The organism is Variovorax sp. GrIS 2.14 (assembly GCF_046115955.1).
In the GTDB taxonomy this organism is placed as follows: domain Bacteria; phylum Pseudomonadota; class Gammaproteobacteria; order Burkholderiales; family Burkholderiaceae_C; genus Variovorax.
The window spans coordinates 290503-309506 of the sequence record NZ_JBJXIA010000003.1 but is presented as its reverse complement, the minus strand read 5'-3'; the positions used below and the strand labels follow the sequence as shown (position 1 = coordinate 309506).

General features: G+C 63.0%; 18 protein-coding genes. 7 read left to right on the top strand and 11 right to left on the bottom strand.

Translation table 11 applies throughout. From position 1 onward, the window contains the following. The first annotated feature begins 104 nt into the window (after positions 1 to 104). On the top strand, positions 105 to 2510 hold the full coding sequence (locus RCH10_RS07440; protein ID WP_409051891.1) for a penicillin-binding protein 1A: 2406 nt from the start codon (positions 105 to 107) through the stop codon (positions 2508 to 2510). A 22-nt stretch (positions 2511 to 2532) separates the two neighbouring features. Here the strand turns inward: RCH10_RS07440 and cyaY are convergent, their stop codons facing one another. Further along, entirely contained in the window at positions 2533 to 2865 is a 333-nt protein-coding gene (cyaY, locus tag RCH10_RS07435) for an iron donor protein CyaY (protein ID WP_323494700.1), read from the bottom strand. Between the two features lie 12 nt (positions 2866 to 2877). Between cyaY and lptM the strand changes: the two genes are divergently transcribed. Continuing rightward, a complete protein-coding gene (gene lptM / locus RCH10_RS07430) occupies positions 2878 to 3237 on the top strand; it encodes an LPS translocon maturation chaperone LptM (RefSeq protein ID WP_409051890.1) in 360 nt (119 codons plus the stop codon). 80 nt (positions 3238 to 3317) lie between these two features. Continuing rightward, positions 3318 to 4538, top strand: a complete 1221-nt coding sequence (gene lysA / locus RCH10_RS07425; RefSeq protein WP_323499917.1) for a diaminopimelate decarboxylase — start codon at positions 3318 to 3320, stop codon at positions 4536 to 4538. Here the strand turns inward: lysA and RCH10_RS07420 are convergent. The 5 genes from RCH10_RS07420 to RCH10_RS07400 form a co-directional block, all read right to left on the bottom strand. Beyond that, on the bottom strand, positions 4505 to 5188 hold the full coding sequence (locus tag RCH10_RS07420) for a sulfite oxidase heme-binding subunit YedZ (protein WP_409051992.1): 684 nt from the start codon (positions 5186 to 5188) through the stop codon (positions 4505 to 4507). The two genes, lysA and RCH10_RS07420, sit on opposite strands and share 34 nt — an antisense overlap. 8 nt (positions 5189 to 5196) lie before the next feature. Beyond that, positions 5197 to 6195 (bottom strand): protein-methionine-sulfoxide reductase catalytic subunit MsrP, encoded by a 999-nt coding sequence (gene msrP / locus RCH10_RS07415; protein WP_409051889.1) that lies wholly within the window; start codon positions 6193 to 6195, stop codon positions 5197 to 5199. Between the two features lie 103 nt (positions 6196 to 6298). Next, positions 6299 to 7615: a c-type cytochrome biogenesis protein CcsB gene (gene ccsB / locus RCH10_RS07410; protein ID WP_409051888.1), complete on the bottom strand. Its 1317-nt coding sequence runs from the start codon at positions 7613 to 7615 to the stop codon at positions 6299 to 6301. A gap of 26 nt (positions 7616 to 7641) precedes the next feature. Beyond that, complete coding sequence (locus RCH10_RS07405; protein ID WP_409051887.1) at positions 7642 to 9852, bottom strand: cytochrome c biogenesis protein ResB; 2211 nt, start codon at positions 9850 to 9852, stop codon at positions 7642 to 7644. 199 nt (positions 9853 to 10051) lie between these two features. After that, on the bottom strand, positions 10052 to 10696 hold the full coding sequence (locus tag RCH10_RS07400; protein WP_409051886.1) for a c-type cytochrome: 645 nt from the start codon (positions 10694 to 10696) through the stop codon (positions 10052 to 10054). 70 nt (positions 10697 to 10766) lie between these two features. On the opposite strand from RCH10_RS07400, the gene yihA reads away from it, so the two are divergent. Continuing rightward, on the top strand, positions 10767 to 11492 hold the full coding sequence (gene yihA / locus RCH10_RS07395; protein ID WP_323494708.1) for a ribosome biogenesis GTP-binding protein YihA/YsxC: 726 nt from the start codon (positions 10767 to 10769) through the stop codon (positions 11490 to 11492). Between the two features lie 24 nt (positions 11493 to 11516). Beyond that, on the top strand, positions 11517 to 12434 hold the full coding sequence (locus RCH10_RS07390; protein WP_409051885.1) for an alpha/beta fold hydrolase: 918 nt from the start codon (positions 11517 to 11519) through the stop codon (positions 12432 to 12434). A 15-nt stretch (positions 12435 to 12449) separates the two neighbouring features. On the opposite strand, the gene RCH10_RS07385 is transcribed toward RCH10_RS07390, so the two are convergent. Both RCH10_RS07385 and RCH10_RS07380 read right to left on the bottom strand, forming a co-directional pair. Beyond that, positions 12450 to 13325, bottom strand: a complete 876-nt coding sequence (locus tag RCH10_RS07385) for a lipid A biosynthesis acyltransferase (protein WP_187054505.1) — start codon at positions 13323 to 13325, stop codon at positions 12450 to 12452. Next, on the bottom strand, positions 13322 to 14176 hold the full coding sequence (locus tag RCH10_RS07380) for a lysophospholipid acyltransferase family protein (protein WP_187054504.1): 855 nt from the start codon (positions 14174 to 14176) through the stop codon (positions 13322 to 13324). Before RCH10_RS07380 ends, RCH10_RS07385 begins: the two co-directional genes overlap by 4 nt. On the opposite strand from RCH10_RS07380, the gene RCH10_RS07375 reads away from it, so the two are divergent. Together RCH10_RS07375 and metK are read left to right on the top strand one after the other, a co-directional pair. Continuing rightward, positions 14169 to 14408 carry a hypothetical protein gene (locus RCH10_RS07375; RefSeq protein ID WP_323494712.1) on the top strand — a complete coding sequence of 80 codons (240 nt, stop codon included), beginning with the start codon at positions 14169 to 14171 and terminating at the stop codon, positions 14406 to 14408. The genes RCH10_RS07380 and RCH10_RS07375 overlap by 8 nt on opposite strands. 14 nt (positions 14409 to 14422) lie before the next feature. Then, positions 14423 to 15604 carry a methionine adenosyltransferase gene (gene metK, locus RCH10_RS07370; protein ID WP_187054503.1) on the top strand — a complete coding sequence of 394 codons (1182 nt, stop codon included), beginning with the start codon at positions 14423 to 14425 and terminating at the stop codon, positions 15602 to 15604. Positions 15605 to 15619: 15 nt separating this feature from the next. On the opposite strand, the gene RCH10_RS07365 is transcribed toward metK, so the two are convergent. The 3 genes from RCH10_RS07365 to RCH10_RS07355 form a co-directional block, all read right to left on the bottom strand. Further along, the gene (locus RCH10_RS07365; RefSeq protein ID WP_409051884.1) at positions 15620 to 15919 is read right to left on the bottom strand and encodes a TIGR03643 family protein; all 300 of its coding nucleotides are present in this window, start codon (positions 15917 to 15919) and stop codon (positions 15620 to 15622) included. Between the two features lie 43 nt (positions 15920 to 15962). Further along, positions 15963 to 16415 carry a DUF3429 domain-containing protein gene (locus tag RCH10_RS07360; RefSeq protein ID WP_323494715.1) on the bottom strand — a complete coding sequence of 151 codons (453 nt, stop codon included), beginning with the start codon at positions 16413 to 16415 and terminating at the stop codon, positions 15963 to 15965. 353 nt (positions 16416 to 16768) lie between these two features. Next, complete coding sequence (locus RCH10_RS07355) at positions 16769 to 18922, bottom strand: TonB-dependent receptor domain-containing protein (protein ID WP_409051883.1); 2154 nt, start codon at positions 18920 to 18922, stop codon at positions 16769 to 16771. Positions 18923 to 19004: the final 82 nt, after the last annotated feature.

Here is a 19004-nt window from a genome sequence, read left to right as displayed (position 1 = left end):
CTGCAACAAAGGTCACGAATTTTCGCGGCCGACTTTATGCGCCGCGGCGCTTTCAATACGGCGCATTTCACTTTTTATAATGCGCGGTGACTCCATCCCGCTCAATGCCCGACTCAACACGCCCCGACGGGCCCCGCAAGCCTGCTCCAACTCCTAAAAGGTCGGTATGGCTGACCTGGCTTTTGCGGATCATTTTCTGGACATTGGGGCTTGCTGTTGCCGCAGTGGTGTCGATTCTGTGTGTGATCGCCGTTGCGTTGGCGGTGGCATATCCCAACCTTCCAGACATTTCCGAGCTCTCTGACTATCGACCCAAGTTGCCGCTGAGAGTCTTCTCTTCGGAAGGCACGCTGATCGGCGAATTCGGCGAAGAACGCCGGAACCTTACCCCGATCGCCACCATCCCGAAGGTGATGAAAGACGCAGTTCTCGCGGCTGAAGATGCCCGCTTCTATGAACATGGCGGCGTCGACTACAAGGGCGTGGTTCGCGCCGGGCTGGCCAACGTCAACCGCGTGAAAAGCCAGGGCGCCTCCACGATCACGATGCAGGTGGCGCGCAACGTGTACTTGAGCTCGGAAAAGACGCTCACCCGCAAGATCTATGAGATCTTGCTGACCTTCAAGCTCGAGCACATGCTGAGCAAGGACCAGATCTTCGAGATCTATCTGAACCAGATCTATCTGGGCAACCGCGCCTACGGCTTCGCGGCCGCCTCGGAGGCTTACTTCGGCAAGCCGCTGCAAGATATTTCTATCGCGCAGGCCGCCATGCTGGCAGGGTTACCCAAGGCGCCGGGCGCCAACAACCCCGTCAACAATCCGTCTCGCGCGCGCGGCCGACAGCTGTACGTGATCGACCGCATGCAGGAAGCAGGATTCATCACAGCCGAGCAGGCGGCAGTGGCAAAGAAAGAAGACCTCCAGCTTCGCGACGGCCAGGACACGACCCGGCTGCACGCCGAATATGTGGCCGAGACCGTGCGTCAGCTGATGTATGCGCAATACGGAGACAGCACCTACACACGCGGCCTCAAGGTCTACACCTCGCTCGTGGCCGCCGACCAGGCAGCCGCTTACAAAGCGCTGCGCAAAGGCATCATGGATTTCGAGCGCCGCCAGATCTACCGCGGCCCCGAGAAATTCGTCGACTTGCCGGCCGACCCGAAGGAATTCGACGAAGCTATCGACGACGCGCTCAGCGACCATCCGGACAACGGCGACTTGCTTTCGGTGGTCGTACTCAAAGCTTCGCCGAAAGAAGTCAATGCGGTGCGTGCCGATGGCGAGGCGGTTCAGATCACCGGCGAAGGCCTGAAGCTGCCGCAATCCGGACTGTCCGACAAGGCACCCCCCAACATCAAGATTCGCCGTGGTGCAGTGATCCGTGTTGCCAAGACCCCCAAGAACACTTGGGAAATCACCCAGCTGCCAGAGGTCGAAGGCGCGTTCGTCGCGCTCGATCCGCGCGATGGCGCGATCAAGGCGATGGTCGGGGGCTTCGACTTCAACAAGAACAAGTTCAACCACGTCACCCAGGCATGGCGACAGCCGGGCTCCAGCTTCAAGCCCTTCATCTACTCGGCGGCGCTCGAAAAAGGCTTCTCGCCGGCGACCGTCATCAACGACGCCCCGCTCTTCTTCGATGCCGGCACCACAGGCGGTCAGCCGTGGGAGCCCAAGAACTACGACGGCGGCTTCGAAGGGCCGATGTCGATGCGCCGGGCGCTGATGAAGTCGAAGAATCTGGTCTCGATCCGCATCCTGCAGTCGATTGGCACTCACTATGCGCAAGACTGGATCACCAACTTCGGCTTCGACCGCGAAAAGCATCCGGCTTATTTACCGATGGCGCTCGGCGCCGGTTCGGTCACACCGATGCAGATGGCGACGGCGTATTCGGTGTTCGCCAATGGCGGCTATCGCGTCAACCCGTATCTCGTGACCCGAGTCACCGATCACAAGGACAAGGTGCTCGTCGAAAAGCAGCCGCCGCTTTTGAACGAAACCATCCGCGCAATTCCTCAGCGCAATGCCTGGATGATCGACAGCCTGCTGCAGTCAGTGGCCAGCGGCGGGACCGCGGCCAAGGCACAGGCTACGCTCAAGCGCACCGACATTTATGGCAAGACCGGTACCACCAACGATTCGCTCGATGCCTGGTTTGCCGGCTTCCAACCGACCATGGCAGCCATCGCCTGGATGGGTTACGACACGCCTCGCAAGCTCGGCGACCGCGAGACGGGCGGCGGGCTGAGTCTGCCGATCTGGATCTCGTATATGGAGACTGCCCTCAAGGGCGTCCCGGTGGCCGAGCTTCCCCCGCCATCGGGCGTGGTCAACGTCGGTGGCGAGTGGTACTTCGACGACTACGCGCCAGGCCGTGGTGTGGCGAGCCTGGGTCTGGACACGGCGCCGGTGGTGCCAGCCGAGGCGCTCACCGGCGCGCCCGTTGCGCCGACGCCGCCACCCGAAGAGCGCAATCGAATCCTGGATCTGTTCCGGAACTAGGCTGGGTTCGTTCGATCGGCAGTTAGTCGGCGGTGAACTCGAGCGGCAGCCCCGCTTGCGTGCTGGCTTCTTCTGAAAATTGCGAGAACAACTCTCTGCCGGTCTTGGTGTCGACCCAAGCCGCGCCATCGTGACGATAGTGATAACCGCCCGACCGCGCCGCGAGCCAGATCTCTTTCAACGGCGCTTGCAGGTTCACGATCAACTGGCTTGCGTTGGGAAAAGTGATCGTGATCATTCCCCCGACACGCTGGTTGTCGATGTCCGCATCGGTCGCGTCGTTGATACGATCGCAAGCTTGCTCGATGGCGGCGAGCGCGGATTCAGCGCGGTCCAGATATTCGAGGTCGGTCATTACAATTTCGCCATGTTGAATGTTCTCCAAATTCTAGTGAGCGACCACGGCCGCGACCTGCACAGGGTCTGCAGAAGCCGCCATACGGCTCGCGCGTCGATGTTCGCTGCTGTATTGTGCGCGGCGTCACTGGTCGTACTGAGCGGCTGCGGTCAGCGCGGACCGCTCTATCTTTCCAAGGATGCGGCAGCCAAGAATCGCGCAACCCTGCCCGACCTTTTGACGCCACGCTTGCCTGGCTCGACGGATGCCCCGATTGCAACGCCGGCAACGCCAGAACCGCGCGGCACCGAGGCAACTCCGGGCGCAACCGGAACACGAGCCACGACGACCACGCCCGGATCGCCTGAAACAAGCGAGACCACCAAGTGACGTCAGAGCTCCAGGAAACCGCGACGCTTCCAGGCCATCCCCACATCGCGCGACGAGACGACATACTGCAAATTGAGGCCATGTCGCTCGCTGCGCTGGCGCGCGAACACGGCACGCCTCTTTTCGTCTATTCGAAGCAGTGGATGCTCGATGCGCTCGGCGCTTATCAACGCGGCTTCGACGGCAGAGACGCGCTGATCTGTTATGCGATGAAGGCCAATTCGTCGCTCGGCGTGCTGCGCGTCTTTGCCGAAGCCGGTTGTGGCTTCGACATCGTGTCGGGCGGCGAGCTCTCGCGTGCACTGGCGGTCGGTGCCGATCCGGCCCGCATCATTTTTTCGGGTGTCGGCAAGACGCGCGCAGAGATGAAGCAGGCGCTCGACGCCGGCATCGGTTGCTTCAACGTTGAAAGCGAAGCCGAACTCGACGTGTTGAACGAGGTGGCATCGACCAGCAACCAACGAGCCCGCATCAGCATTCGCATCAACCCGAACGTCGACCCTAAGACGCATCCGTATATCTCTACGGGTCTCAAGGGGAACAAGTTCGGCATCGCGCACGACCGTGCACTGCACGCATACCGCCATGCGGCGAAGCTGCCAGGACTGGACGTCGTAGGAATCGATTGCCACATCGGGTCGCAGATCACCGAGATGTCTCCTTACCTGGATGCGTGCGAACGCATCCTTGATCTGGTCGAAGCCATCGAGGCCGCGGGCGTACCAATCCGTCATCTGGACTTTGGTGGTGGCTTGGGCATCGACTACAACGGCGAAGTGCCACCGGCTGCCGATGCGCTATGGAAGCAGTTGCTGGCCCGGCTCGATGCGCGCGGTTTCGGCAATCGCAAGCTGATCATCGAACCCGGTCGTTCACTGGTGGGCAACGCCGGGGTGTGCGTGACAGAAGTGCTCTACGTCAAGCCGGGTGAAGACAAGAACTTCTGCATCATCGATGCGGCGATGAACGACCTGCCGCGTCCTGCGATGTACCAGGCGTTTCAGAATATCGTGCCGCTGCAGATGCGATCTGGTGGATCGGATGAGGGGACGATTTACGACGTGGTCGGTCCGATCTGCGAAAGCGGCGACTGGATCGGCCGGGACCGTTCGCTCAACGTGCAAGCCGGCGATCTGCTCGCAGTGCTCTCTTCAGGCGCGTATTGCATGAGTATGTCGAGCAACTACAACACGCGAGGCCGCGCCGCCGAAGTGATGGTCAGCGGCGCCCGCGCCACGTTGATCCGCCGTCGCGAAACTCTCGAGGATCAGCTCCGCAGCGAGCTTCCCCGCGAAGGCTGAGGACGCACCACCGGTGACGATTGCATCTTCTTTTTCTTGCTGAAAAAGTACCAGACGCGCCAGCCGAGGAGTGCTGCAACGATCGCGACGTAGACGAATACTTCGTTGAAGTTGTTCTTGCCCGCACGCATCCAGAAGAAGTGCAGCAGCCCGAGCCCGGCGATTACATAAACCAGCTTGTGCAGCATCTGCCAGCGCTTGGCGCCCATCGCCTTGATAGCCCGATTGAACGATGTTGCCGCGAGTGGCGTGAGCAGCACGAAGGCCGCAAAGCCCACCAGAATGAACGGCCGCTTGGCAATGTCTTTCGCGATGTCTGCGACGTCGAAACCCATGTCGAACCAGCTGTAACTCAACAGGTGGAACACGACGTAGAAGTAGGCAAAGAGCCCGAGCATGCGGCGGAATCGCGCCAAGCCGCTTAGCTTGGTCATCACACGCAGTGGTGTGACCGCCAGCACGATGCAGACAAAGCGCAGCGTCCAGTCGCCCGCCGCACGGATCAGGAATTCCGCCGGATTGGCGCCAAGTCCGTCGGTGAAAGCACCGTAGCCCAGCCGAATGAATGGCAGCAGGCAGATCAGAAAGATGATCGGCTTTGCGGCCTGGTGCAGCAACAGCTTGTTGAGCACGAGCACGGGCCCAGACATTGCCATGGCTAGTAGAACTTCTTCAAGTCCATGCCGGCGTAGAGCTGGCCGACCTGTGCTTCATAGCCATTGAACATTTCTGTCTTGCGCCGCTTGGCGAACAAGCCGCCGCCGTCGCCGATGCGTCGCTCGGTGGCCTGACTCCAGCGCGGATGGTCGACGTTCGGATTCACGTTCGAATAGAAGCCGTATTCGTTTGCTGCCGACTTATTCCAGGCAGTGCTCGGCTCTTTTTCGACAAAGCGGATCTTGACGATCGACTTGGCCGACTTGAAGCCGTACTTCCATGGCACGACGATGCGCACCGGCGCACCGTTCTGGTTCGGCAGCACTTCCCCATACATGCCGAAGGCCAGCAGCGTAAGGGGGTGCATTGCCTCGTCCATTCGCAGCCCTTCGGCGTATGGCCAATCGAGAATGCGCGAGCCGACGAATGGCATCGTCTTCGGGTCATTTAGCGTCACGAACTCAACGTACTTCGCATTGCTTTGCGGCTCGACCTTCTTGATGAGTTCGGCGAGCGAGTAGCCAACCCATGGGATCACCATCGACCAGCCTTCGACGCAGCGCAGGCGGTAGATGCGCTCTTCCTGCGCGCTCATCTTGATGAGGTCTTCGATGCCGTACTTGCCCGGCTTTTTGACCAGGCCTTCGACCTCCACCGTCCACGGATGGGTCTTGAGCGTGCCGGCGTTCTTTGCAGGATCGGCCTTGTCGGTACCGAACTCGTAGTAATTGTTGTACGTGGTGGCGTCTTTGTAGTCGCTCACCTTTTCGGTCGACATCGCCCCCGCCACGGCAGATTTTCCGCCGGGCAGTTTGGCAAGCTTGCCGGGACCGGATGTTTCCGCCATCGCTTCGCGCGAAGCCCAACCGGCCAGTGCCGCACCAGCGGCGCCGCCAGCCATCAGCTTCAAGAGGTCGCGCCGGCCCTCGTAGATGCTGCGTGGGGTGATCTCGCTGGAAGACGAGTGAATGAAGCCATCTTGACGTGAACCGATCGACATGGAAACCTTTCGCGGAATCGTTGTTGCAAAGTTAGTTCGTGCGCGACCCTGCTTTGGTTACGCGCAAGTCGCTTGCCCGGATTCGATGGACGCTGAATCGACCCTACAACGTCCCGTAGCTGTGCAACCCGCTCAGGAACATGTTGACGCCCAGGAACGCGAAGGTGGTCACCGCCAGGCCACCCAGCGCCCACCAGGCCGCCACCGTGCCGCGCAAACCCTTGACGAGCCGCATGTGCAGCCAGGCCGCGTAGTTGAGCCAGACGATCAGCGCCCAGGTTTCCTTCGGGTCCCAACTCCAGTAGCCGCCCCAGGCGTCCGCCGCCCACAGCGCGCCGAGCACCGTCGCGATCGTGAAGAAGGCGAAGCCCACGGTGATGGACTTGTACATGACATCGTCCAGCACCTCGTTCGACGGCAACCGTGCGGCGATGCGCCTGCGACCCAGCAAAATGCCGGCGGCGATCAGCGCCGAGATGCCCGCATACACCACCCAGTAACTGCCGCCGGCTTCCTGCACACGCTGGCGAAACGCCACCGGCACGAAGCAGAGCGCCACACCCAGCAGCCAGATGGGCGTGAGCTTGTACCAGCGTTTTTCTTGCGCCTGTTCCTTGATGAGGTAGGCAAAAGCGACCATCGCGGCCAGCGAGAAAGTGCCGTAGCCGATGAAGTTGGCGGGCACGTGCAACTTCATCCACCAGCTTTGCAGCGCCGGCACCAGCGGCTGGATCTCATGTGCGCCTTTGACCAGCGTGTACCAGAGTAAAAAGCCGACCGCCGCACTGACCACCAGCATCACGAAGGCGCCCATCGAGCGAGTCTTGTAGGTCGATTCGAAGTAGAGATAGAAGCTGGTCGTCAGCCAGCTGAAGAGCACAAAGACTTCGTACAGGTTGCTGACAGGGATGTGGCCGATGTCGGGGCCGAGCAGGTGGCTCTCGTACCAGCGAACCATGGTGCCGATCAGCGCCATGGTGACGCCGGCCCAGGCAATGCGAGAGCCGATGAGTTCGAATGCGTTGCCTTGACGTCCCCCGAACAAGCCGAGCCAGTAAAAGGTCGTGCTCATGAAGAACAGCACGCTCATCCACAGGATGGCCGACTGGCTCGACAGGAAGTACTTGAGCCAGAACACCGAATCGGCACGCCCGAGGTCACCCTGGTACGAGCTGATCGCCAGCAGCGACGCGAAGGCGACGACCAGGGCCAACACCCGCAGCGGCCGCCAGAACCAGCCGAGCGACACGCCGGCGACCATCGCGGCCAGCAGGATGGGCTTTTCGTAATAGTCCATCGAGGCGCCGTAGCGCGTGAACGCGAAGAGCCCGCCGGCCAGCACCAGCGTGGCAAACACCCAATCGAAGGTGTCGCGGCGCGACCGCCAGCTGTCGTTGAGAGTGAGGGTCGTCGTGTTCATGCGCTTTGTCCTGGATACCCGCGTTGTCAGGGAGTCTGGGGGGAGTCTGGGGAAACTGGAGAAACCGGATTCTGCTTCGAGAAGGCCAGCAACTTGTGCTTCAGATGCTCGAACTCACGGTCGCTGTCGAGCGTTTTGCGGTTCACCGAAAAGGCCATCGATGCGTCGGTGCCCGACACCACGTCACCCTCGGCGCGTTTCGGCGAAAGCCAGATCCAGAGCCGACGCTCGCGTACGTACAGCATCGCAAAAATGCCGGTGATGAGCAACAGGCAGCCGAGATAGACCACGCTCTTGCCCGGCGCGCGCGCCACCTGGAACACGCTCGCCTGCACCTGCTTGAAGTCCGTCATCATCATCGCGACCGGCGCCGGATAGAAGTGCGCGTCGCTTATCGCCAGCACCGATTGCGTCAGGAAAGCCTGCGACTTGTCATCGGGCGGCAAGGCAGCGAGGCCCGCCGTTTCGCGGCTCAGGTTGAGCACCTCGAACAGCACGTCGTTCAGGATGCGTACCAGCACCGCGCCGGCCCGCTCGCGCTCGGCCTTCGGCACATTGACCTCCATGAACTCGGCGATGGCCTGCCAGCCGCCGGCGCTCACCGCGTCGGAGCGTGCTCGTTCAGCGCCGGAGAACAAGGCCAGCGCGCGCGTCGCCGAGGTACGCAGCTGCTCGCCGAGTTCTGGCCGCTTCGGATCGGCGGCGCGCGCGATGTAGCGATCGATGGCGCGGGCCCGCAGGGCCGGGTCGGCCAGCGCGCTTCGCATGCGCACGAAGCCATCCATCGAGCCTTGATCGTCGGCCGGCACGCGCAGGTAACGGAACTGATCTTCGGGCCGTTCGCGCATGCCGAGCAAGAACACCGGCTGGCCGTCGCCCGTGTCGACCGGGATCATGTAGTTCTGGTACTCGCGTGCCTGCCCCGCTGCGTCGCGCAGCTTGTAGCCGATGCTCGGGCCGATGTTGCGCAGCGTCTTGGGCTTGTCGGTTTTGTTCGCGGCACCCAGGCGCGACTCGAAATCGTGCCGAAGGTCGACCTTGCGCACGTCGACCGCGCCGTTGGCCTGCGGGTCGGCAAAGTTCTCGACGTTGATAACCCGCAGCGCGGCAAACTCGAGCGTGAGCTTGTCGGCCCCGTTGGTGATGTCGACGGACGGCCCGCCGATCACGCCTTCGACCTCGAAAGGCTTGGCGGCGGCCGCCATCGGCACCGCCTTGAGCTTCACGCTCGATCCGCCATCGTCGAAGCTCGACTGGTAGATCTCGACGCCCTTGTAGCTCGCCGGGTGGTTCACTTCGATGCGCGCCGGCGTCTCCTTGCCGGTTTCGCGGTCGTGCAGCACCACTTCGCTGGCAAAGAGCTTGGGCATGCCGGTCGAGTAGTAGTCGACGATGAACTTCTTGAGTTCGATCGAGAACGGCAGCTCCTGCAGCAATACACCGTCGGACTGGTTCAGGATCGCGACACTCGATCGGCCGCCCTCGGGCACCAGGATGTTGCCGCGAAAGGTCGGATTGCTGGCAGACAGGCGATGCTCTGGCGCGACGTCGGCGATCATGCCGCCGCCGGTGAACACGCTCTTGCCGTTGAACCAGGTCTGCGCACGCACCACGAGGTCGCCATCGAGCAGGCCGCCAAGGCATATCAAGACGATGGCGCTGTGGGCCGCGATGTAGCCTAGCTTGTGGGCGCCGCCGGCGCGCGCAGCGACCATCCAGCCTGAAGCATCCGGCGAGCCGTTGGCGGCGCTCGCCGACAAGTCCCGCCGCTGCAGCTTCACCTTCCAGCCGCCGCCCGCGAGCAACTGCCCGATGCGATTGGCCGCGGCCTCCGGCGTTTCAGCCAGCACCGTTTCGGCGCGCTGGCCGAAAGCCTTCAGGCTCTGCGCGCGGATGTCTTCCTTGAAAGTCTTGAGGTCGGCCGCGATACGCGGCGTGTTGCGCCCGATGCACAACGACGTGCTGATCACCAGAAAAAGCAGGATCAGTAAAAACCACCAAGCGCCGTAAATCGAATCGAGCTTGGCGGCATGAAAAAGCTCGGACCAAAACGGGCCGAACTGGTTGATGTAATTGCCGATCGGTTCGTGCTGCTTCAGCACCGTGCCGATGATCGATGCGATGCAGATGATGGTCAGCAAAGAGATCGCGAACCGCATCGACGAAAACAGTTCCACCGCCGCGCGAAGCGATTGCGGGCCGCGACGAACACGAAGACCGTGGGTGGAGATGGACATGAAAGCAAAAAAGCGGGCCATCCCCCTGGATAAGCCCGCCTGTTGGTCTGATTTATTGGCGGTTAGTTCAAAAAAACGAATGCTGCGTTTCATGCGCTTCTGTTCGTGAAGCACCGCGGAACCGGCTTAGCCGGGCCGCTGGTGCTGCCCCCGGTAGGGGGTGGGCGGCTACACGCAGTGAGCCAACCTGGGGGCGAGTTCAGCGCAATCCGGCGATGTAATCAGACACAGCCTTGATCTCGCGGTCGTTGAGCTTGGCAGCGACACCCGTCATCTGGATACTGTTCGTGCGGACGTTATCGCGAAACATGGTGAGTTCGGTCGCGATGTAGTCGGCGTGCTGGCCTCCGAGCCGCGGGTACTGTGCGGGAATACCCGCGCCATCGGGACTGTGGCAACCGGCACAAGCTGGGATCTGGCGATCGGCGATGCCGCCGCGATAGATCTTTTCTCCAAGTGCGACCGTGGCCTTGTCTTTAGCGAAACCTGGCTTCATTTTTGTGGAGCCCATGAACCACGAGATGTCGCGCATTTCACCGTCGCTCAACGTGGCGGCCATTCCCTGCATGACCGCGTTCTTGCGCTTGCCGGCCTTGAACTCGACCAACTGCTTGTACAAATACTCCGGGTGTTGTTGCGCCAGCTTGGGGTTGGCCGGCACCGCCGAGTTACCGTCCGCGTTATGGCACGAAGCGCAGGCCTTGGCAGCGAACGCCGCCTCGCCTTTGACCAGATCCGGCTTGGCTGGCTTGGCCGGCGCGGCTGCGGGCTCGTCTGCAGCGAAGCTCGGACTGACGGCGATGCCCATGAGGGCTGCAAGCAGAAAATGGGCAACAAACTTCATATCGGGGGCTCGAATTTATGGCGCAAAACCGCGCGATTCTACAATGGCGCCCCGTTCCGAAAGCCAACAGATGACCACCCCTTTGCCGAAGCCGGCCCACACCCGGCCCGGCCCGGACCCCGCTACAGCAGAACGCGAACGCATCGCGCTCGGCTGGCTGCACACCGCCCATTTCTTGACCAGTGCACCGCAACTGGAACACTTACCGCCGCTCGACCTCCCGGAATTCGCTTTCGTCGGGCGCTCCAACGCGGGCAAGTCCACTGCCATCAACACGCTGACGCAGCAAACGCGGCTGGCCTTCGCCTCGAAGACGCCGGGCCGCACCCAGCACATCAACCTCTTCGGCCTCGGCAAGCAAAAGGTCGACGATGCCGTGCTGGCCGACTTGCCCGGCTACGGCTACGCAGCCGTGCCCAAAGAAGCCAAGCTGCGATGGCAACGCGTGATGGGCAACTACCTCATGACGCGCGAAACGCTGCGCGGCGTCGTGTTGATGTGCGACCCGCGACATGGCCTGACCGAGCTCGACGAGATCCTGCTCGACGTGATTCGTCCCCGCGTGGCGGAGGGGCTGAAGTTTCTCGTGCTGCTCACCAAGTCCGACAAGCTGACCCGCTCCGAAGGCGCCAAGGCGCTGTCGATTGCGCGACTGCAGAGCGGCGGCGGCGAGGTCAAACTGTTCTCCGCCCTGAAAAAACAGGGCGTCGGCGAGGCGGCCGAGTTGATCTGGCGTTGGGCCCATCCTGAAGTGCCCGAGCCGGCGGCGAAAGAGGCGCCTGCCGATCCAGACTGAGTCAAAACAACAGGAGACGAACTGATGATCGAGACCTTTCAACGCACCTTGCCCAACGGCACCACGCTGAGCTGCCGGGCCGCCGGCAAGCCGGGACGGCCCTTGATGGTATTTCTGCACGGCTTTCCGGAGGCAGCGTTCATCTGGGACGAGTTGCTCGCGTATTTTTCGAGCGATGCGCACGGTGGTTATCGCTGTGTCGCGCCCAATCTGCGTGGCTTCGAAAAGTCCAGCGCACCGACCGACGTGGCCAGCTACAAGGCGCATCTATTGATCCAGGACATCCAGCAACTTGTCGCCACCGAAAGCGCCGACGGCAGCATGGCCGCGCTGGTCGCTCACGACTGGGGCGGCGCGTTCGCATGGGGTTACGGCAACGCCTTTCCGGCGCAGGTCGGCAAGCTGGTCATCATCAATTCGCCGCATCCCGGCACCTTCATGCGGGAGTTGCGTGACAACCCGGCGCAGCAGAAGGCCAGTGGCTACATGCACTTCCTGTCGCGGCCCGATGCCGAGGTTTTGCTGGCAGCCGACGACTTCAAGCGCATGTGGCCGTTCTTCACTTTGATGAAGGCAGGCCCGGACGGCTTCGGCTGGCTCACCGAAGCGGTCAAGGACCAGTACCGCGAGGTGTGGAGCGCCGGACTGACCGGTGCTTGCAACCTGTACCGCGTGACACCGATGAAGCCGCCTTTGCCTGATGCGGCAGGGGGGTGGATCGACAGCATTCCCGTGCTCCCGCGCGAGCGCTTCACCGTGGATGTGCCGACCTTCGTCTTCTGGGCGCTCGACGATGCCGCGCTGCTGCCGGGCCTGCTCGATGGGCTTGAAGACTACGTGCCGAATCTGACGGTCAAGAAGGTGCCGAACGCGACCCACTGGATCGTCCACGAGCAGCCCGCGCTGGTGGCACGGGAGATCGAGACTTTCCTGAATCGATAGCCGGCCACCCAGCGGTCAATAGACCGCGGGCTCGCCGTCAGGCCGCGTCTTGAAACGCCGGTGTACCCAGTAATACTGCGACGGCATGGTGTCTATGTAGCCTTCGAGACGCTTGTTCATCAAGGCGGTATCGGCCTCCACATCGTCGGTCGGAAAGTTCTGCCACGATGGGAGCACTTCGATGTCGTAGCCGGTCTTCGTCATCCGCGAGAGCACCGGCACGATCTTCGCGCGACCCAGCCGGGCGAAGCGCGACAGCGACGGCACAGTGGCCGCCGGCACCCCGTAAAACGGCACGAAGATCGACTCCTGCGGCCCAAAATTCATGTCGGGCAGCAGGTACAACAAACCGCCCTTGCGCAAGCCGCTCACGATCGGCTTCACGCCCGAGGTGCGATCGAACACCCGCACCTCGCGATGAAAGCGCGTGCGGCCCACTTCCAGCCAGTCGTTGATAAGCGGATTGCGCTGCGGCGTGAAGATCGAGGTCCATGGGCGCGGAACGCCGATCGACAGCGCCGTGCCGCCCGCATCGAGCCCACAGAAGTGCGGCGCGAACACGATGGTCGGCGCCTCGCCTTCGAGCTCGCTCAAGGCGCCGTGCAGATTCAACCGCGCCTGGACCACTGCGAGCGGCGCATGCCACAGCCAGCTGCGATCGAGCCAGGCCTGTGCCACATGCACGAAGGTTTCGCGCGCCACGCGGCGGCGGCGTTGCGGCGTCCAGTCCGGAAAGCAGAGCTTCAGGTTGACGTCGACCACGTGCCGCCGCGGTCGCGCGACGGTGTGAAGCAAGACGCCCATGGCGGCACCGAAACCGCGAATCAATGGCAGCGGCACGTGCGCCAGCATGCGCATGAAGCCGATGCCGAGCTTGGCACCCAGGCTCACGCTTCGTCCCTCGGTCGCTTGTAGCGGCCATAGCCCCAAAGGTACTGTCCGGGCAGTCGTTCGATCAGTCGCATCAAGGTCTCATTCATTGCGGTGGCGGCGGCCTCGGGTGTCGCGCCGGCGTCGTGCAGCGCGGGCGCATCGACTGCCTCGAAGTGGATCACAAAACGCGCATCGGGCAGCCGTTCGCACCAGGTCATGAGGACCTGCGCGCCGGTCTGCTGCGCAAGGCGGGCCAGCAAGGTCATGGTGTAGGCCGGCCGGCCGAAGAACGGCGCCCACACGCCCTGCCCTTGCGGTGGGACCTGGTCGGGCAACAGACCGGTGTAGCCGCCGCTGCGCATCACGCGCATCAGGCCGCGCACGCCGGCCAGCGTGGTGGGCAGCGCCTTCAGGCCGGGCCGGTCGCGCGACCCTGCGGTGAGGTCCGCAAGCCAGGCCTTGCGCGCCGGGCGGTACAGCACGGTGAGCGGCCCGTGCTCCGGTGCGAAGCGCTCCGCGATGGCCTGACCGATCATCTCCCAGCTGCCGACATGGGGCGTCGCGAGAATGACGCCGCGCCCCGTGGCGAGTGCCTGCTCGAACACGTCTTCATTGAACCAGCGCACACGCGTCAGCACACTGACGCCGGGTGGTCGCAGCCAGAGCCACGGTAGCTCCGCGACCATCTTGCCGGCCGCGCCGATGGCCGGCCGGTATTGCGCACGCGTGAAACCCGCCGCCTCGGCATTGGCCTTCATGCGTCCGCGGTAAGTCGGAGAGCACGCATACACCAGCCAGCCCAGCCCCGCGCCGATCCGATGCATCCATGGCAGCGGCACGCGGGCGAGCAGGCGGAACAGAGTGATCATCGAAAACGAGGGGGGTTTTGAAACACGAAGCATGCGCATCGGCACATGGAATTCACAGGCGATGCGCACCCGGCGCAGCTCGAATAGAATGCAAATTGTCGCTGAGTTAATGGAACTACTTGCAGGGCGACACGCACAAGCGCCGGGCGATTGTGCATTGCCATATCGGCATTCTGCTAAAGCGTTCGCCAGAGATCCCAAAGGAATCGGCAACGCGCCTTTTCAACTTTGATGGAGTTTCAAAAAATGGCGAATGACTTTCTCTTCACTTCCGAATCCGTCTCCGAAGGCCACCCCGACAAGGTTGCCGACCAGATTTCTGACGCGATCCTCGATGCGATTTTCGAGCAGGACCCGCGCAGCCGGGTGGCTGCCGAAACGCTGACCAACACCGGCCTGGTGGTGCTCGCCGGCGAGATCACCACCAACGCGCACGTCGACTACATCCAGGTGGCGCGCGACACCATCAAGCGCATCGGCTACGACAACACCGAGTACGGCATCGACTACAAGGGTTGCGCCGTGATGGTCTGCTACGACAAGCAGTCCAACGACATCGCGCAAGGCGTCGACCACGCATCGGACGACCACCTGAACACCGGCGCCGGCGATCAGGGCCTGATGTTCGGCTACGCCTGCGACGAGACGCCCGAGCTAATGCCCGCGCCCATCTACTACGCACATCGCCTCGTGGAACGCCAGGCGCAATTGCGCAAGGACGGCCGTCTGCCTTTCCTGCGCCCCGATGCCAAGAGCCAGGTGACCATGCGCTACCTCGATGGCAAGCCGCACAGTATCGACACCGTGGTGCTTTCCACCCAGCACCATCCTGACCAGAGCGAGACGCAAACCAAGATGAAGGCCTCGTTCACCGAAGCCATCATCGAAGAGATCATCAAACCGGTGCTACCGAAGGAATGGCTGAAGAACACCCGCTACCTGATCAACCCGACCGGCCGCTTTGTCATCGGCGGTCCGCAAGGCGATTGCGGCCTCACAGGGCGAAAGATCATCGTCGACACCTACGGCGGCGCCTGCCCGCACGGCGGTGGCGCGTTCTCGGGCAAGGACCCGTCGAAGGTCGACCGCTCGGCCGCCTACGCTGCACGTTACGTGGCCAAGAACATCGTGGCCGCCGGCATCGCGCGGCAGTGCCAGATCCAGGTGGCCTATGCGATCGGCGTGGCCGAGCCGATGAACATCACGGTCTACACCGAAGGCACTGGCCTGATCTCCGACGAGAAGATCGCCGCCCTGGTGCGCGAGCATTTCGACCTGCGTCCCAAGGGGATCATCCAGATGCTCGACCTGCTCCGCCCGATTTACCAGAAGACTGCCGCCTACGGCCACTTCGGCCGCGAAGAGCCCGAGTTCACCTGGGAAAACACCAGCATCGCGCCCAAGCTGCGGGCAGCCGCTGGCCTGTAAGGCGGGCGACGCTCGCTACTGCCGGGTGTGGGTCGCGCGGTGGCGCAGCACTTCGGCGCTGCGCAGCGCCGCATGTTTGGTCACCCGGCCGGCCATTCGTTTGCGCCAGGTCCTGAACGAGGCGGGCTTCAATTGACGCCTCATGAGGGCGACGACCGCCGAGTCGTTCAGACCGAACTGCAGCGCGATCGCCTCGAATGCGGTGCGATCTTCCCAGGCCATTTCAACGATGCGCGAGATATCTGCATCGCTGAGGCCTGTCATGGCGGCATCAGGGCTCGGCATCACGTAGACCCTGTCGCGGCAGGTCGGCACCCGGTCGTGATGTTCGGTCGCAGCGCAATCTGTTGCGGCGCATTCATTGCATCACCCTGATCGCCCCCGCAGCGCAGCAAAGACTCGCGACCACAGTCAGCACCAGACGCATCGGCAACCAGCCGCGAACTCCGAAATCGGGGTACGTCACGCGGTCCACCGCAAAACATGCCCAAAGTCCGGCGACGACCACCCAGAGACCCGTTGCCGGGTCAATCAGCAACGCGATCCAGGCGACCAGAGCGGGTGTCACGCCCCACACGAGCGAACCGGTCGACCGACCACCCGACGCATCGCGCATGACAAGGCCCCAGTGGACGGCACCCAAAAAACCGAGGATGGAAGCGCCGTAGGCCACCAGAGCTGAAAGGCTGCGGGCACGGTCGGTCGGCTCCAGCAGCCAGACCGCAAACGCGAGCCCGGCGAACGGCATCAAGCCGCCGTAGCCAAGCACCTGGGCCCAACGGGTCGGGCCCCGAGGGACAGTTGCGGTCAAGGGGATTCTGCTTGGGTGCCCAGCTGCTTTTGCGGCGCTTCGGGCGTGCCAGAGGGTGCTCCGAGCTGGCTGGGACGGCACATTTTTTCTCCGTCCCATTGTTGGCCGCACCAGCAGTGGCCCCGCGCATCGATGATGCAGGTACCGGTTCCGCAACAGCGTTCGTCGTCTGGCATAGAAGGTCTTTAAAAAGTTGGAACGTCAGGCTCGGTAAGTCACGGCGGTCATTGACGGCTCTGGAATGCGAACTTGCTTTGCAGCCTAGCCTGTGGCGCTGGTGTGCGGGACCCTCAGCCGCCTTGTCCCTGCAACTCGCAGCCCATTGCCGGCTTTGAAAGCCGGCGTGCATCCCCTCAGAAGCGATAGGAAGCGCCCGCGCCCACCGTCCAGTTGCGGCCGGGCGCCGGCTCGTAGTAGCGCGCATTGCCTTCGTTCACGATGACCGAGCCGACATAGCGTCGGTTGAACAGGTTGTCGACCCGCGCGAAGGCGTTCAACTCCCAATGCTCGAGCCGCTTCGCATAGCCCGCTTCGAGTGCGGCCAGCATGTAGCCTGGCGCGCGCGCGTTGTTGACATCGTTGGCCTGGATGCGGCTCAGTGCCCGCAGCTCCGCACCGGCATGCCAGCCCTCCGGAGGCGCCCAGCCGAACGACGCGAAGACCGACTGCCTCGCGATGCCAGGTATTCGATTGCCGGCCGCCACGGTGTTGTTCGCGGCACAAGGTGACGGCGAGCAGAACTGATCCCGGTAACGCGCGTCGAGCAAGGTGTAGGCGAGCTGCGTGCGCCAATAGTTCGCGGTCTCGTGTTGCCACCCCAATTCGAACCCATCGCGACGGGTACGCCCCGCGTTCTGAAAGGTGGCGCGACCGCCGATGTTGGTGTTGGTGACGATTTCGTCGCGCGTGCCGGTGCGGAACAACGCGGCGGTCAGCAACCCACCGCCGACCTTGGCCTTGACCCCCACTTCCACGCTGTCGTTGACGGCCGGCTGCAACGCGAAGTTGAGTCCGCTGGCGCCGCCAGCGCGGTACGACAGCTCGTTGAGCGTCGGCGTCTCGAAACCGCGACCGGCCGAGGTGTACACCGCCACATCCGGTGTCACCTCGTAGCGCAGTGACACGACAGGCAAGGTCTTTTCGTACCGGGCGCTGCCGCTGTCATTGCCGTTGGCGCCGATGATGTAGCGGTCTTGCGAATCGAAGTGCACCGCACTGCGTCGCACGCCGGCTTCGAGCGTCCAGCGCTCGGCGAACTGCCACGTCGCCTGCGCGTAGGGGTCCAGGTTCCACACCGTGTTGCGCTCGTTTCTACGCAGCCGGCCCTGCACGCCGAGGATGGGCGCCGTGATGCGACCGATGTAGTTTTCATAGCCCGTACGCCATTCGCGCAGGCTGTCGTACGCCAGGCCCGCGACGATGTCGAAGGGACGGTCAGCCAGTTGCAGCTTGGCAGACCAGCGCAAGTCGATGCCGCCGTAGTCGCGTGCCAGATTGATCACGCCGCCCGACTGCAGCGGATTCAATTGAGCCGATGGCGGGATCGCCTGAAACTGCGTCGTCTTTCGCTCGCCCGTGTAGACCATCAGACGCAACGTTTGCGACGCGTCGATGCGCCGCTCGTAGGTCAGGCCGGCCTGGGTCTGATCGACCGTCTTGCGCGTGTCGTATTGCACCGCGAGTGGCGCGCTGCGGGGCGCCATCGCGTACTGGTCCGCCGTGAGGCCGAGTGCGTCTTGCGCCTTCAAGTGGACGCTGTTGACCACCAGCGTGAGCTTGTCGCCGTTGTCCAGCGCGATGCCCAGCTTGCCGTTGACGATGTCGCGTTGCGCGGCGCTGTGCGCGCGGTAACCATCGATGCTGAAGTGGCTGCCGCTTAGCAAGTAATCGACGGCGCCGGACGAGCCGCTGACCATCGTGCTTTGGCGCAACGCACCGTAGGCGCCAGCGGCAAACGAATAGCTGAGCTTGGGTGGTCCCGCTCCGTTTTCGGTGAACACCTGCATCACGCCGCCCGACGAGTTGCCGTAGAGCGCCGAGAAAGGTCCGCGCAGCACCTCGACGCGATCGACCGAGCCGATATCGATGTTCGACGTCTGGCCTTGCCCGTCCGGCAACGTGGCCGGAACGCCGTCGACGTAGATGCGCACCCCACGCACGCCGAAGGTCGATCGGGCACCGAAGCCGCGTATGGACAACTGCAGGTCTTGCGCATAGTTCTGGCGGTTCTGCACCAGCAGGCCGGGCACCGCGCCCAGACTTTCAGAGAGGTTGACCTGCAGCTTGTCGTTGCGCAGATCGCTGCCTTCGACCCGGTCGACGGAGCCGGCGACATCGAAAGGCGAGGCAGCGCCACGGGGCGTCGACACGGTGATTGCGGGCAACGTGGGCAGCGTGGGCGCCGTATCCGTCGCAGTCTGGGCACCGGCAGGCACACTCACGAGCCCTTGCGCCAACAGCGCAGCGATCGACTGGAAAGCGGCGACCTTCAGGATGTGTCGTTTCATCGGATCGATTTTGCTGCAGGTGTCTACACCCGCATATGCTCCGGTTCCCGGGCCACTGCGATCCCGACCCCCTCATCGTCTT